Here is a 14,629-nt window from a genome sequence, read left to right on the forward strand (position 1 = left end):
AGGGGGGAGCCTCGCAGCCCCTCCCACCGGGTCACCGGAGGCGGTCGCCCGCCCCCGGTTCCCACAGAACGTGGCGTGCGGATTTCCCGCACCGACGCTCTTCGACAGTTGGTTCACAGCACTGCAAGCGCTTGCAGCTCCCGATAAGGGAGGCGCAGCTTAGGCTTCAGCAACGGTGTCCGTTCTTTGATTTGGTTGAAGGCGTCCCAAGTGAGGCGTCGGCCTGCCCAGCTGCGGCTGCGCAGCATTCCGCGCCAGTAACGCTCCACGGCCCGATAGACTTTTACGAGGCTCCGGAGATTTCCGGCGACGCCGTAATAGCCATAGTGGCCGCGCAGGACGAGGTTGATTTCATCGGCCTGGTCACTGATCTTGTAATGCCGTATTTGCCGCATCAGCTCCTGCAGAGACATAAGGCTGCGCTTTAGCCGAGATTTCTCGGTGCGCATCCCAACCTTGAAGTTGCCTTTTTGGTTTCGCGTGCAATAGAGCGTCAGCCCCAGAAAGTAGATTGTTTCCGGGCGGTTTCTGCCGCGTTTGCCCGCATGTCTTTGCGCGAACCGACCAAACTCGACCAACTTGGTCTTGGTCGGCTCTAGAGTGAGGCCGAACTTCCCCAACCGAAGACGCAAGGCCTCCTGTACGCGGGTGGCGTCCGATCGATATTGGAAGCAGATCACAAAGTCGTCGATATAGCGCACCAGTCGGGCTTCGCCCCGCAACCGACCCTTCACCACGCGTTCGAACCAGAGGTCGAGAACGTAATGAAGGTAGAGGTTGCTCAAAAGCACACTGATCGATCCGCCTTGTGGCGTTCCTTGTTCGCTCGGGTGCACCGCTCCGTCTTCCAGGATGCCCGCTTTCAACCAGCGCCGGATCAAGCTGATCAGGCGCGGATCACCGACTCGATGTTCGACAAACCGGAGGACCCGATCATGATCGAGACTCCCGAAGAAGTTCTTCAAATCCGCCTCCAACACCCAGCTGATCATGCCGCCGGCGATCACCTCATTGAGGGTCGCCAAGGCATGATGGGCGCTGAGCTTCGGCCTGCCGCCGAACGAGCAGGGTAAGAAGTCCTGCTCGTAAATAGCGGCCAGCACCTCAGCCGTGCTGCGCTGGAGCGCCCGGTCGGCGACAGTTGGAACCCCGAGGGGGCGCTTCTCCGTCTTACCGGGCTTGGGGATATAGACCCGCCGAATGTTCGGCGCCCGATATCCCTGGCGATGGATGGATTGGAGCATTGGCCCTATCCAGTCCTCGAAGCTCTCCTTCGCCGCCTCCACCGTCTGTCCGTCCACCCCGGCGGCGGAGCGCTTCGGAATCTGTAATAGATTCTTTTGCACTCGGTCGCGCGTGATGTGATGGGCCAACGAGGTGAAGCGAAGATTTGTCTCGCGCCGAGCTTTCACTGCTATTTGTTCAAGTTTCGTTTCCATGGTCAGCTGATCTTCTCTTTGCATAGAAGGCCGTAACTCCCGTTGAATGGAGCCCATGTCGCCCAAGAACAATTCAACTACCGCTGACCGCTTCCCCATGTGGCCGGCTCTCCCGTCCTCGGAGTACTATCGGTCAGTCTGACTTCCACCCGGTCGTCAGACCCTTCTCACCTCAGCGGCTTGGCAGGTCTTACAAGCTTGCGCTTGAACCGGATGGATCTCCCTTGTTCACGCTGCTTCCTTTGATTGCATGCTGGCGGTACGAACCCCGGGAGCACCTCTGACCGCTCGCGTTGTCGCGGCCTGCGGTTCCGCCTTCCCCTTTGAGAGACAGGGTCGGCTACTCCGATCACGTTCGATTTCGGGGCTATTTTCCCGTTCACTTCATTCCGGCCTACAACCTCCCTGTCTACGCTTCGCAACGGCCGTTACCGGACGCCACGCAAGACTCGGTTCGCGGCTGCTCGCTAGGCTTTGCCGCGGCCGTCATCTCAGACGGCAGACTTCAACGCGCTTGCAAGGCGCAACTCCCACACCACCGTACATACGGGTCCGTATACGGCGGTTCGCTGGATTAAGCGGCAAGAGTTGTTCTGTTGCCGCCGTAGTTTGGGTGTCAGCAATCGTCGCGCCAGCTTCGACTCCTCTGATCAGCGTCAGTCAGGGTTTCACCCCTTCCCGCCGTTCCGAGGCCAGTTGCCCGGAATTCAGTCGCATGGCCGATGCGATATCGCTGCATCTACTCGTCACTTCCAGCGTTCAGGCCTTCGGCGAAACTCGTTCCGCCTACTATGCCCTCTGCTGACTTCTGCACTGCGGTCAGATCGCCTTACGACGACCTCAGTCTCGTTGCCGAGACGCAGCGCAGATCTCCCGAGGTAAGATCGACCGCCTTCGCCGCACGCCCGCCGGATTTACCACCCCGGCCCCGATGACCGTGGACTTCGCGATCACGTGCTCGCTCGTCCGGCCGGGTAGGCCTCGTTTATCCGGTTTTTGTCCATCGGGCCGCGGCTTTGCTCCACGCTTCCTTCAGACCCCACCTCGCGATGACGCCCTTGCGCTTCGCTAATCCTTCACCGTCATCAGGCTGGATAGAGGACTTCCACCTCCAAGCTGCCGGTCATGCTCGGCACACACGCAAAACCCCGGCAGCGATGCCGGGGTTTTTGTTTGGGGCAGGCTCGCCGGGCGACTTACCGCAGCGCGGCCAATGCGAATACTTCCACAACCTCGCGCTGATGCAAGCGCCTCACATTGCTCACGGCATGCAGGTTATGCACAACACTCTCCGTAAACATACGTTGGTCTGAGTTGACAATTTCAAAAAAAATTTCGTGCGAGAGTCGCAAACCGAACCGACAGCGTCATCTTCGTCCCCCACAGTAGCTTCGGGACAAGATCGAAGTTCACTCCAACAATCTGAATTGAGCACGGAGCGTCAGCTCCCGTGACGCGGGCAAGCGTTGCGGAGAATGCTTTCACTTGCGAGGGAGGCAGTGCAGTGAGCGAAAGCGACAAGGTTTTCAGCCGAGCCGCCTGAAGAAGCGGCGTTGAAGTCACATCGAGGATTCGTTCAAGGAGGGACCTGGCCGGTTGGAAGAAGCCCAGTGACGAGAGCATGCAGCCCCCACTGCCCGATGCTCCGTCAACCGCCGCAGGTGCGCGATGCCCCCCAACTACCCCGCGCACCGATCAGGCCAATCCAACCGGCCGGACTATTCTGCAAGGCAACAGGCAAAAAGCAAAAGGCAATATGGGAGGGAGGCGCTCATGGGCATGGTGATGGTCAGATGTCCGCAAACCGGGCACGCGATTTCCACCGGAATCAAGACCGATCGCGAGAGCTTTCGACGCAGTACCGTGTTCTTCTCGCGCACGCCCTGTCCATTTTGCCGCGCGGATCACGCCTGGTTTGCGCGGGACGCCTGGGTCGATGAGCCGAGCATCCGCGTGCGGCGGCGCCGCGGCGGCGGTTCACCGGCCTGAAATGGCCACCACTTTTGACGACCGCGATGGAGGGACACCATGGCGCAGGTACAGATCTCGACCGAAACATCTGCCTGGCTGCTGCAGGCCAAGGACTTTCTCGATGAAGCACGACGGCTGAAGCCCGGTCCGAAGCGCAATGAGTTGCGCGAGACCGCAAAGGTGCTGCGTGAGATTGCGGAGCTCGAAAGGGTATCCTCCCCGACGCGGGAGCTTGATCGGCGGCCGGGAAGCTGATCGCAGCAGGGAACGCGCTCACACGGCGTCGTCAGCCTCGATTTCCGGGATACCCGGATCGTTAGCCGGCGCCATTCCTCGCGTTCGAACCCTGTCGCCCGAGAAGATCTCCTCGGCCTCGATACGCATGACGCGATGGCATTCGCACGCCGCCGCCAATAGCCGCGCCCGGTCGATCTCGATCTGGCCTCGTTGATCTGACCTGATCGCACCGCGCTTGCGCAGATTGCCCATCAGCAAGGTCACCGTCGTTCGTCGCACGCCGAGGATTTGCGACAGCGCTTGCTGGGTCAGCGGGAGGACGTCGCTGTCGACGCGGTCGCGAAGCTGAAGCAGCCAGCGCGCCATCCGCGCCTCGACCGGGTGGAGCGCATTGCAAGCGGAGCCGAGCTGAAACTGGATCAGCATCGATCTGACGTGCTTCTGGATTGCCTGCCGAATCCCCGGACTGCGCCCGAAAGCGGCGTGAAAGCGCGCCGCCGGAACCCGCGAGGCGGTACCAGCCGCACGAACGACGGCGGTAATGCCTGACGGCGAGGCTCCGAGAACCGAAAGACTGCCCACGGCCCCGTCGCATCCGACCACGCCGGTTGCGACCGTCTGCCCATCCGCCATGTCGATCATCAACAGGATCGCGCCGCTGTGAGGAAAGAAGACGTGGTCGATCTCGTCACCGGCGCGCGCCAGGACTGCATCCTGTTCGAGCGCAACGGTCTCAAGTTCGGGTCTCAGGAGGTCCAGATCCGCCGGCGACAATGTCGCGAGAAGGCGATTACAAGTTCCACCGGAAATGCTCACCTGCGGGAACGTCAAGGGTCGCACAGCATACTCACTCGAACACGGGATCAAAAACATATTCCAAACGCTTGACCGCAAGGCGGAATTCTCCGCGGCGGCGTCCTTAAAGTTAGATGCAAATGCGCCGCCGGACGCAATAGCAAAATGCGCATCGTTACACCGTAGAACTTCGGGAACCCAACAGTTCCAGTTTCGCATCGCTCGCGCCGCGCGCCAGATCCGACCCTTCTCTTTCACCATCTGCGCGGGCGTGGGCGGACGCGGTGCGACCGCGCCGCCGCTGCGGCACCCGTCAAGACGCGCGCGAGTGGCGGTCCGGCCACCGATGCGCCTGCGTGAGCAGTTCCTGCGCGTCCTTGATCTCGCCGAGATCAAGCGCCGGATCGAAACCGGCGAGCACCGGCGCCAGCAATTGAGATATCTCCTCTGCGCGGCCGCTGCGGCTGTAAAGACGTGCAAGTCCCAGCGCGCTGCGCAGCTCGAACGTCCTGGTCTGCTGCCTTCGAGCAATCTCGAGGGCACGACGGAAGGCATCCTCGGCGCTGGACATGTCGGGGCTGTGACGATGCGACAGCAGCCCAGCCTGCACGCGGTACAGCTCGGCATCCAGCCAGTGCTGCCCGGACTGCTCCGTCGCCTCGATCAACTCATTGATGATGTCGAGCCCGGCATCGACATGCCCGGCCTCCGCATTCGCCACGGCAATCTGCAATCCCCAGAACGGTTCACAGAGGTAGCAGTCGTTCTCGTGAAGCAACGACCAGCCACGCTGCATCTCCGCGAGACCTGCGGCGCGGTCGCCGGCACGCCACTTCTCCAGACCGTTGAGATAGGTGCCGGCGGCGACATACAACGGCATCGTGTGGTCGCGCGCCAGGCCCAGGGCCAGGATCGTCTCGGTCTGACGCAACCTGCTGCCGCACAGCCCGTCGAAGACGGCCTTGTGAACCAGCGCATTGGCGCGCGCGAGCGCGCGCTGTTTCCCGGCGACGTCCACCGCGGCGCCCGCGAGCTGCCGGGCCCGATCGATCTCGCCGCGCGGCCAAAGCACCAGGGCGAGAAATCTCATGATGACGAACGGCAAGTCGAGCGTCGACGCCTTGAAGGTTGCCGGATCCGGCTCGGTCGCATAGGCCGCGAAGGCCTGCTCGAGATGGATGCCCGCGTTCAGGTACTCGCCCGCGAACCAGCAGGTTACCCCGCTGGTCCAGCGCGCGACGACGCTCGCCACCGGCGACTGCGGGTGCCGCTCCGCTGCGCCCATGATCGCCTCCGCCAACTCCCGCATCGGCGCGAGCTCGCCGTGGGTCAAGCAGGCGTTGAAGAGGCCCGACTGGATCGGCGCCATTTCGATCGGATCATCGATATCGGAGGCGAACTGCCGGGCGCGGGTCCAGGCGGCGACCGTCTCGGGGGCGCTGTGCCCGAGACTGCCCCGTAGCGCGCGGCCGTAGGCGATTTGCAGATGGAGCCGGCCGATCATCCGATCCGGCTCGTCGGGAAGTTCATCGGCGATGGCGACCGCCTTGCCGAGATGCGCGATCGCCTCACAATAGGCCGAGCGCTTCAGCGCCTGCTGACCGGCCTTGCGCCACCACGCCAGCGCGGTCTCGCCGAGCCCTGCCTCGGTGAAATGGTAGGCGACGACTTCCGGCTCGATCTCGGCCATCTCGGCAAACTTGTCGCGCAACACATCGCCGATATGCTTGTGAAGCAATTGCCGGCGGCTCTTGAGCAAGCTCTCGTAAGCCGCTTCCTGGACCAACGCGTGCTTGAAGCTGTAGCTTGCGTCCGGCGGCACGCCCCGGCGCAGCAGCAGCTCGGCCTCTTCGAGCTGAGCAAGCGCCGCGGCAAGCGTCAGATCGTCGCGCCCTGCCACGCTGCGCAGCAGCGCATATGAGAACTCACGGCCGATCGCGGCACCGATCTGCGCCACCTCCTTGACCGGCGCCAGCCGGTCGAGCCGTGCCATCAGCGAGTCCTGCAGCGTTGCCGGGATCGCCAGCGGCGGCAGCGGATTGTCGAGGCGATAGCGCCCGGCATTCTCGACCAGCAGCCCCGACTCCATGACCATCTTGGTCAGCTCCTCGACGAACAGCGGGACACCGTCCGTCCGCTCGACGATCTGCGCCATCATCTCGCCGGGCAGCAACCGGCCGACGGTCACCTGCTCGATCAGCGCGCGCGTATCCTGCCGGTCGAGCCGATCGAGCCGCAGCAGGCTGACATTGGCGAGCCCCGCCCATGGCGGCTCGAACTCCGGCCTGAACGTCATGAGCATCAGGATCGGCAGCCCCCTGATCCGGTCGACCGCGAGGTCGAGCAGCTCGAGCGACGTGGCATCGGCCCAATGCACGTCTTCGCAGACGACAAGCACCGGCTGCTGCCGGGCGAGGCCCTCGAGCTGGTCGAGCAGCGCTGCGAATGTCTGCCGCCGCTGCTGCGCCGGGCTGAGGCCGAGCGGCGGATAGCGCTCGCCGGTCGGGATCGACAGCAGCGCTGCGATCAGCGGTGTCACGGTGGGCACGTGCTGCGTGCCGAGCGCCAGCATGGCTTCGAGCTTGTCCAGCTTCTGCTCCGGCGCATCTTCCGACCTGATGCCGGCGGCACGCTCGAGCTGGCCGACAAAGGGGTGCAGCGCGCTGTTGGTGTGATAGGGCGAGCATTGATACCGCACACGGCGGTGTGTTCCGGGCGCCAGGCTGTCGGAGAGCATCGCCACGATGCGCGATTTGCCGATACCCGCTTCGCCCGATATCAGCACGGCCTGGCCCTGGCCCTGCCACGCCAGTTGCTGGCGCGACAGCGCAAATTCGATCTCCGCCTTGCGGCCGACGAAGCCGATCGAGCGCGCGGTGCGCACCGCCTCGAAACGGCTTTCCGATGCCGGCTCGCCTTCGACGGCCCACACCGCGATCGGCTCGGAGATGCCCTTGACCTCGCGGCGGCCGAGGTTGCGCAGCGTGAACAAATTGCCGAGCAGCCGGCGGGTCGAGGCCGCCACGACGACCACGCCCGGCTCCGCCAGGCTTTGCAGCCGCGCGGCGATGTTCGGCGCATCGCCGACCAGCGCCTGCTCCTCCGACGCGCCGCCGGAGACGAGGTCGCCGACCACGACGAGCCCGCTCGCGATTGCGATCCGCACCGCAACCCCCTCGTCCGCGCGGGTCTCGAGCTTGCCGATTGCGGCGATGACGTCGAGGCCGGCGCGCACCGCGCGCTCCGCATCATCCTCGTGGGCGCGGGGATAGCCGAAATAAGCAAGGATCCCATCGCCGATAAATCTGGCAACGGCGCCGTCATATGTCGTGATCACCTGCGCGCAGGCCGCGCGATAGGCGCGGATCACCTCCCACATGTCCTCGGGATCGAGACGTGCCGATAACGCCGTCGAGCCGACCAGGTCGCAGAACATCACGGTGAGGTGGCGGCGCTCGGCATCGTGCGGTGAAACCGGCGCGGCGATCAGTTCGGCTTGATTGACATCGGCGATCGCGCGCAGCATCTTGCGGCGATGGCCGAGCAGGACGCCGAGCCTGTCGAAGTCTTCATCCGTCAGTTCGGGAAGAACGCCGAGGTCGATCCCGTTCTCGGCAAAACGCAGCGCGTATTGCCCAAGTCCCAGCTTCTCGAGCCATTCCGCAATCTGCTGCACTGGCTTCACCGACGGGTTGACGGCTGGCCGAATGGACCACGGTGCATGAACGTTATCGCAATCTGACCGGAGTGGCACCTCTGTTTTGCGGCGTGACGCAGGAGATGCGAATTGTGCAGTGGCGGTGCCCGGTTACAGCCGTCTGCACGCTAACATTCGTACGAGTGCCGGCGGTCCGTCCCGGCGAAAAAATCGAAGGGCCGCCCGTGGGCGGCCCTTCCTGTCTTACGCGCTCTCGGGCGCCTTGAGACGCACCAGCTTGGTCAGCAGCGCATCGAGGCCCTGGCCCTCCCCCGCATGCAGGTCGATGCGGCCGACCTTCTCGACCAGACGCTCGAGCGACTCCAGCTCCTTGAGCCGGAGCAGCAGAGGGTTCTCCTCCATCAGCCTGGCGGTGTTCAGGAGCGAACGCGTCGCCGCGGTCTCCTCCTGGCGGCGGATCAGGTTGGCCTTCGCCACCCGCTCCGCCTCCACCACCTTGTTGACCAGCTCGCGGATCTCGCCGGGCAGGATCACGTCCTTCACGCCGAGCTCGGTGACCTCGACGCCGCTGTCCGCGACACGATCGCGGACGAAGTCGCGAAGCTCCGTATCGAGCGCCGTCTTCGCGGACAGCACCTCGTCCAGCGTGCGGCCGGCCACCGCCTCGCGGATCGCGAACTGCACCAGGCGGTACAGCCACGCATCCACGTCGGGCACCGTTGCCACGACCCGCTCGGGATCGACGATCCGGCGGAACGCGGTCAGCGTTACGCGCAGCGCGATGCGATCCTTGGTCAGCATCTCCTGCGCCGTGATCTCGACCGCCTGGGGACGCAAATCGAGGCGCTTGACCTCGATCTTGCGGCCCGCGATCCAGAACGCGTGCCGGCCGGGCGCGAGCCGCTCGACCAGCTTGCCCTCGACCGTGAGCAGACCGGCCTCGTGGTTCTCGACCACCGCCTCGGTGATGACGCCGGCCCGGTTGGGCTGGATCATCGCGAGGTGGCGTGCCGTGACCCTGGGATCGCTGGTGACGTCGATGCGCTCGACCTCGACCGACGTCGCGATCTTCCAGTACACGCGCGTCTGCCAAGGCGTCATCAGTTGCACGGGACGGCCGTCGAGGCTGACGATCGCGATCTCGTTCGCGCGGGTTTCCACCGCCTCGAACAGCTCGTCGGCGAGATCAGGCCGCGCGGCCTTGATCACCGCGAAGCGATCCGCGGGGAATTCGGTCCGCACGACGCTGAACAGCTCGGCCTTGAGCTGATGCAGGGGATCGAACAGGCGGTGACGTCCGGGCGCGAGCACCTGCTCGAGCCGGCCGTTGCGCGTCAGCAACGCGCGCTCGCCATCCTTCACCGTCAAATTGGTCGTCAAGAAGTGCCAGGTCATGACACGCCTCCATCGTTTGCCATCAGGCCCATGGGCCTGAGAGCGGGTTGCATTTGGCAAAGGACGTGAGGACGCGAACGCGGCTTCCTGTCAGCCAAGCGGGCCGTGGCTTAAGGCTTGCGCGATGACGGGCGCACGCGCGCGTTCGCGCGACGAATGTCGCGCGGCCGAGCGGAGCCACCCGGCATTAGCGCAAGCGGTATCCACCGCGGCGCAAAGCCGGTCTCACAGTGTCGATGTTCGGACGAAATGCCTTGCGGCAGGACGGCCGGACTGCGACTGAAACGCGCGTCCGGTCCCCTTCAGAGGTATCAGCTTTACAGGCTGAAACGGAGCGCTTGGAGCGGGAATCGAACCCGCGACCCGATGAGTATCATTCACCTGCTCTAACCAACTGAGCTATCCTTTGTGAGAGACCGGATTCGAACCGATGCCTTCGGGACTTCATCCCCGACGCTCGACCATGAGCTTCATCTCGCGATCTTCATTTCGGCGGAACACGACACCGCAAAGCGGCTCGCGCCAGTCGGGATCTCAACGAGCCCGAACCCGTGGCCGAAGCGAAGGAGCGGGCTAATAGACGAAGCACGTCCGGGTTGCAAGAGGGCTGCGTGTGATTTTTTCATGACGGGGCGCTGCTGTGACCCACGCGTCGCGGCACGTCCCGTCATTGCGAGGGCACCTCACCCCCTCTGCGTGGCATCCTGCAAGCAGGCGCGCAGCCAGTCGATGGTGACGCGCGTCGCCGCGTCGCGCTTGAGATGGTTCTGCACCAGGAGCCAGACGTCGCGTCGCTTCGGCAGCAGCGTGGCGCGCAAACGCTGGTCGGTCAGCAGGTCGGCACAGCTGTGCTCCGGCAACACGCCGACCGCGTGATGCGACTGAATCAGCGTGTGGATGATCCGGACATTGTCGGTGACGCAGCGCGCGCGAAGCCGCTTCGCGCGCAGGAACTGCATTTCCGGAATCCCTCCAAGCTCGTCGGGATAGGCGCACAGCATCGCTTCGCCCGCTGTCGTCGCGGCCGGCTCGAAGAAATACAACCTGACCTCGGCAAGCTTCGAGATCGCAAAGTCGCCCTTGTCCGGCTTGCGCAAGCGGATCGCGAGATCGGCCTCCCAGCGCGAGAATTTTACATTGTCGCTCGACGTCAGAAACTGCAGCGTCAGGCCTGGATGGGCGCGCAGGAATTCACTTGTGCGCGGCGCCAGCACCTCCTCGGCGATCGCGCTGGTGGAGGCGATGCGCAGCCGCCCGACCGGACCAGGCAGGCTTTCGCCGATCCGGCCGATCTCCTCGGCATGCGCGGCCATCGCCTCAATATGCGCGAGCACCATGTCGCACTGCCGGGTCGGCTTGCGAACGCCATCGACGGCCTCGAACAGGCGCAGGCCGAGCGCGCGCTCGATCCGCGCCAGCCTGCGCCCGACCGTGGTCTCGTCGATGCGCAGCCGCGCGCTGGCGCCCGCGTAAGTGCTCTCATCCCTGACGGCCGCGATGATGCGAAGATCGTCCCAGTTCATGGCGGCAGGCTACATCCTGCGGCGGCCACCTGCAATAACGCAGCCACTGGCTGCAGTATCCCTGCATAACGGCAGGCCGATCCCGGGCTATGTTTTCGGCGATACATCCGCTGGAGAACGACCATGACGTCAGCCAAGACATTGATGCAGCTTGCCGGTATCGACCTCACCCCGCCCCGCCTCGGCGACAGCTGCCTGGTGCTGATCGATATCCAGAACGAATATCTGGCCGGTCCGCTGGCGCTGCCCGACGCCAACCCGGCGATTGCGCGCGCCACCGCATTGCTCGCGCGCGCCCGTGAAAGCGGCGCCGCGATCATCCACATCGCGCACAAGGGCCAGCCGGGCAGCCTGTTCGACCGCAGCGCGGAGCGTGGCGCGATCGTCGCGCCGCTGGCGCCGCGGCCGGGCGAGATCGTGATCGAGAAGCAATTGCCGAACGCGTTCGCCGGCACCGACCTCAACGCGCAGCTTGCCGCGACCGGCCGCAAGGAGCTGGTGCTGGCCGGCTTCATGACGCATATGTGCGTGAGCTCGACGGCCCGCGCCGCGCTCGATCTCGGCTTCCGCACCACGATCGACGCCGACAGCTGCGCCACCCGCGACCTGCCCGACGGCGTCGGCGGCACGATTGCCGCAAGGCTGATTCACGACGTCGCGCTCGCCGAACTGTCCGACCGCTTCGCGATCATCGCCCGCGGCAACGCGCTTGCCTGAGGGCCGCCCCGCCCGGCGTTGCGCTACTGAAACGCGACCTCGGCGAAGCTGCGCAGCTTGCGCGAATGCAGGCGTTCGGATTCCTGCTGCTTGAGCCGCTCCAGCGCCTTGAGACCGATCTCAAGGTGCTGGCCGACGCGCTGGCGGTAGAATTCGCTGGCCATGCCTGCGAGTTTGATCTCGCCGTGCAGCGGCTTGTCGGAGACGCATAGCAGCGTGCCGTAGGGTACGCGGAAGCGATAGCCGTTGGCGGCGATCGCCGCCGATTCCATGTCGAGCGCGACCGCGCGCGACTGCGACATGCGCCGGATCACCTGCGGCCCGCTGATCTCCCAGTTGCGGTTGTCGACGCTGGCGACCGTGCCGGTGCGCATCAGCCGCTTGAGCTCGAAGCCGGTGAGCCCGGTCACCTCGCCGACGGCTTCCTCAAGCGCGACCTGCATCTCCGCAAGCGCCGGGATCGGCACCCAGAGCGGCAGCTCGTGATCGAGCACGTGGTCCTCGCGCACATAGCCATGGGCGAGCACATAATCGCCGAGCCGCTGCGTGTTGCGCAGTCCGGCGCAGTGCCCGATCATCAGCCAGGCATGCGGCCGCAGCACCGCGACGTGATCGGTGATGTTGCGCGCATTGGACGGACCGATTCCGATATTGATAAGGGTAATGCCGCGATAGCCGGGCCGGACCAGATGAAAGGCCGGCATCTGCGGGACGCGTTCGGACGGGGTCCCGGTGATGCCGCCGCCGAGCCGCGCATTGTGCGTCATCACATTGCCGGGCGCGACGAAGGCCTCGAGACCGGCCTCGCCCGACGCAAGGCGCTCCTGGGAAAGCTGCACGAAGGCATCGACATAGAACTGGTAGTTCGTGAAGATCACGAAATTCTGGAAGTGCTCCGGGTCGGTGCCGGTGTAGTGGTAGAGCCGGCGCAGCGAGTAATCGACCCGCGCCGCGCGGAACAGCGCCAGCGGCTCCGGCACGCCCGGCGTCAGCTCAAAGGTCCCGTCGGCGATCGCATCGTCCATCGCCGCGAGATCGGGCGTATCGAAGATGTCGCGCAGCGACCTTGTGAACGCCGAACTGTCGGCGATGGTCAGCGCCGCCTCGATATTGATGTCGCGGCGATAGGCGAAATGGATCGGGATAGATTCGTTCGACTCGCCGATCTCGACCGCCACGCCATGGTTCTTGATCAGAAGCCCGATCTGCTCGGTGAGATAGGTCCGGAAGATATCGGGGCGCGTGATGCTGGTCTCGTGGACGCCGGGTCCTGCGACGAAGCCGTAGGCAAGCCGCGAGTCGAGCCGCGCATGCGACGAGGTCGTGATGCGGACGAACGGGTAATGTGCCCGCACCCGCGTCGTGAACGGCACGCCGTTGACATAGGCCTCAAAGCGATTGCGCAGGAATTCAGTGTTGCGCACGTAGATCTCTTCGAGGCGGGCAACGGCCGCGGCGGCATCGACGAACGCTTCGGTCGTGATCGGCGGCGGGGTTTCGATGGAGGGTGTAGGAGACATGTTCGCTTGCACCAGATCCGTTGCCGAGCTTGGACTCGCCCTGGATCAGCACAATATAGCGACTATGGCATCGGGTTCCAGACGTCGATCAGGCCGCAACGGTGGGCCGCTGCCCGCTCTGACTACTGAATCCGCGCGAGCACCGCGAGACGGCGGATGCCCTTGTTACGGTAGGCGTCGAGGAACGCGTAATAATCCTTGAACGAGACGCAGCCGTTGGAGTCGCCGTTCGGACCGAGCATGAAGGTGTGCGCGAGCAGGCCGTCGCGGTTGAAGATCTTGCCCTCGCCGCCGATCGGATTGAGCCGCAGTGCCGGCACGCCGTGGAACAGCGCCTCGCGCGGCTTGAGTTCGTAAATGTGCGGTGGCGTCACGCCGACCATCTTCAGATGCGAGGATCTGGGGTCGTCGAGCCTGGAGCCGAGGCCCGAATGCGCCTCGAGGCGCGTGCCATCGGGCAGGTACACGGTCTTGGCCGAGATGTCGTAGACTGCGGTCTGACGGTCATAGGGCGGCGAGCCGCCGAGCATCGGGTTCTGGTCCAACGTCGAGGGGATGCTGCCGGTCACGTTCGCGTCGGCTGAAGCGAAGGAGAGCAGTCCGCCGCTCGACTCCCGCTTGCCCCACAGTTTTTCGACCATGGTCTGCCGGTCGTTCGATGCGATCGACATCACCGCGGCCTTGGCGCGCGCGGCCATGTCGCGAACGCCGCCGGATTTCGCAGCCTGCTTGGACTCGGCAGGCTTCGCCTCGGACGCCTTATCGGCCCCCTTGGGCTGAACGTCCGCAGCGGGATCGTTGAGCGCCACCTTCAGATTGGCGGCGGCCTGCTTCTTGGCGGTCTCGACCGACTTCGGCGCCGGCAACGCCTTCGATGTCTCGGCAAGCTCCGCGGAGACGACCGCCCTCGCCGCTTCGGCGACCTTGGGCGCAGCGGCCTGCTTGATCGGGTCGATCTGCGATGCGGCGTCAGCCACGACGCTGGATGCGACGCCCTCGGGCGAGGCGGCCGCAAACCGATCGTTAAACATAAGCGACGATGCCGGGGCTTCCGACTTCGCGACCTCGGTCTTCGCGGGCGCCGCCGGTGCTGGCGTCAGGGACGCGAACACCTCGTTGAAGGCAGGCGTCGGCCGCGCAGCGACCGCGACGGGCCGCTTCACCACCGGCGCATCGAACGACGCATTGCCCACGGAGGGATAGACGCTCGCCGCAAAAATGTTGGCGTAAACGGTCCAGGCGCAGCCAAGCACCAGCCCCGCCACCGCGGCGCTGCCGAGGAAATGCTGTGGGAGAATTTTTCGGGAGGATTTCTTGCGGCTTGGCGCCCCAAGAACATACGCACTCGTACCCATACGCCCGGCGCTCAAAACA

General features: G+C 64.7%; 10 protein-coding genes and 2 tRNA genes. 3 read left to right on the top strand and 9 right to left on the bottom strand.

From position 1 onward, the window contains the following. Nucleotides 1–113: 113 nt before the first annotated feature. Complete coding sequence (ltrA, locus tag ACVMB1_RS17895) at nucleotides 114–1,463, bottom strand: group II intron reverse transcriptase/maturase (protein ID WP_069280038.1); 1,350 nt, start codon at nucleotides 1,461–1,463, stop codon at nucleotides 114–116. A gap of 1,749 nt (nucleotides 1,464–3,212) precedes the next feature. On the opposite strand from ltrA, the gene ACVMB1_RS17900 reads away from it, so the two are divergent. Further along, nucleotides 3,213–3,428: a hypothetical protein gene (locus ACVMB1_RS17900; RefSeq protein ID WP_028352345.1), complete on the top strand. Its 216-nt coding sequence runs from the start codon at nucleotides 3,213–3,215 to the stop codon at nucleotides 3,426–3,428. A 39-nt stretch (nucleotides 3,429–3,467) separates the two neighbouring features. Further along, a complete protein-coding gene (locus ACVMB1_RS17905) occupies nucleotides 3,468–3,665 on the top strand; it encodes a hypothetical protein (RefSeq protein WP_057018449.1) in 198 nt (65 codons plus the stop codon). Between the two features lie 18 nt (nucleotides 3,666–3,683). On the opposite strand, the gene ACVMB1_RS17910 is transcribed toward ACVMB1_RS17905, so the two are convergent. The 6 genes from ACVMB1_RS17910 to ACVMB1_RS17935 all read right to left on the bottom strand — a co-directional run bounded on the left by ACVMB1_RS17910 (nucleotide 3,684) and on the right by ACVMB1_RS17935 (nucleotide 11,018). Further along, entirely contained in the window at nucleotides 3,684–4,421 is a 738-nt protein-coding gene (locus ACVMB1_RS17910) for a Crp/Fnr family transcriptional regulator (protein WP_083715044.1), read from the bottom strand. A gap of 334 nt (nucleotides 4,422–4,755) precedes the next feature. After that, complete coding sequence (locus tag ACVMB1_RS17915; protein WP_076828545.1) at nucleotides 4,756–8,118, bottom strand: adenylate/guanylate cyclase domain-containing protein; 3,363 nt, start codon at nucleotides 8,116–8,118, stop codon at nucleotides 4,756–4,758. Nucleotides 8,119–8,343: 225 nt separating this feature from the next. Continuing rightward, nucleotides 8,344–9,495: a slipin family protein gene (locus ACVMB1_RS17920; protein WP_076828543.1), complete on the bottom strand. Its 1,152-nt coding sequence runs from the start codon at nucleotides 9,493–9,495 to the stop codon at nucleotides 8,344–8,346. Between the two features lie 338 nt (nucleotides 9,496–9,833). Further along, nucleotides 9,834–9,900: transfer RNA gene (locus ACVMB1_RS17925), tRNA-Ile, on the bottom strand. A 2-nt stretch (nucleotides 9,901–9,902) separates the two neighbouring features. Continuing rightward, nucleotides 9,903–9,974, bottom strand: a tRNA-Phe gene (locus ACVMB1_RS17930). Nucleotides 9,975–10,178: 204 nt separating this feature from the next. Then, on the bottom strand, nucleotides 10,179–11,018 hold the full coding sequence (locus ACVMB1_RS17935) for a LysR family transcriptional regulator (RefSeq protein ID WP_456816260.1): 840 nt from the start codon (nucleotides 11,016–11,018) through the stop codon (nucleotides 10,179–10,181). 123 nt (nucleotides 11,019–11,141) lie between these two features. Between ACVMB1_RS17935 and ACVMB1_RS17940 the strand changes: the two genes are divergently transcribed. Further along, nucleotides 11,142–11,735, top strand: a complete 594-nt coding sequence (locus ACVMB1_RS17940) for a cysteine hydrolase family protein (RefSeq protein ID WP_028336826.1) — start codon at nucleotides 11,142–11,144, stop codon at nucleotides 11,733–11,735. Between the two features lie 23 nt (nucleotides 11,736–11,758). Here ACVMB1_RS17940 and ACVMB1_RS17945 read toward each other — a convergent pair whose 3' ends face one another. Together ACVMB1_RS17945 and ACVMB1_RS17950 are read right to left on the bottom strand one after the other, a co-directional pair. Continuing rightward, complete coding sequence (locus ACVMB1_RS17945; protein ID WP_076828540.1) at nucleotides 11,759–13,255, bottom strand: AMP nucleosidase; 1,497 nt, start codon at nucleotides 13,253–13,255, stop codon at nucleotides 11,759–11,761. A 122-nt stretch (nucleotides 13,256–13,377) separates the two neighbouring features. Then, nucleotides 13,378–14,610, bottom strand: a complete 1,233-nt coding sequence (locus tag ACVMB1_RS17950) for a tlde1 domain-containing protein (RefSeq protein WP_256520316.1) — start codon at nucleotides 14,608–14,610, stop codon at nucleotides 13,378–13,380. Between the last annotated feature and the right edge of the window lie 19 nt (nucleotides 14,611–14,629).

The organism is Bradyrhizobium sp. USDA 4504, assembly GCF_054063995.1.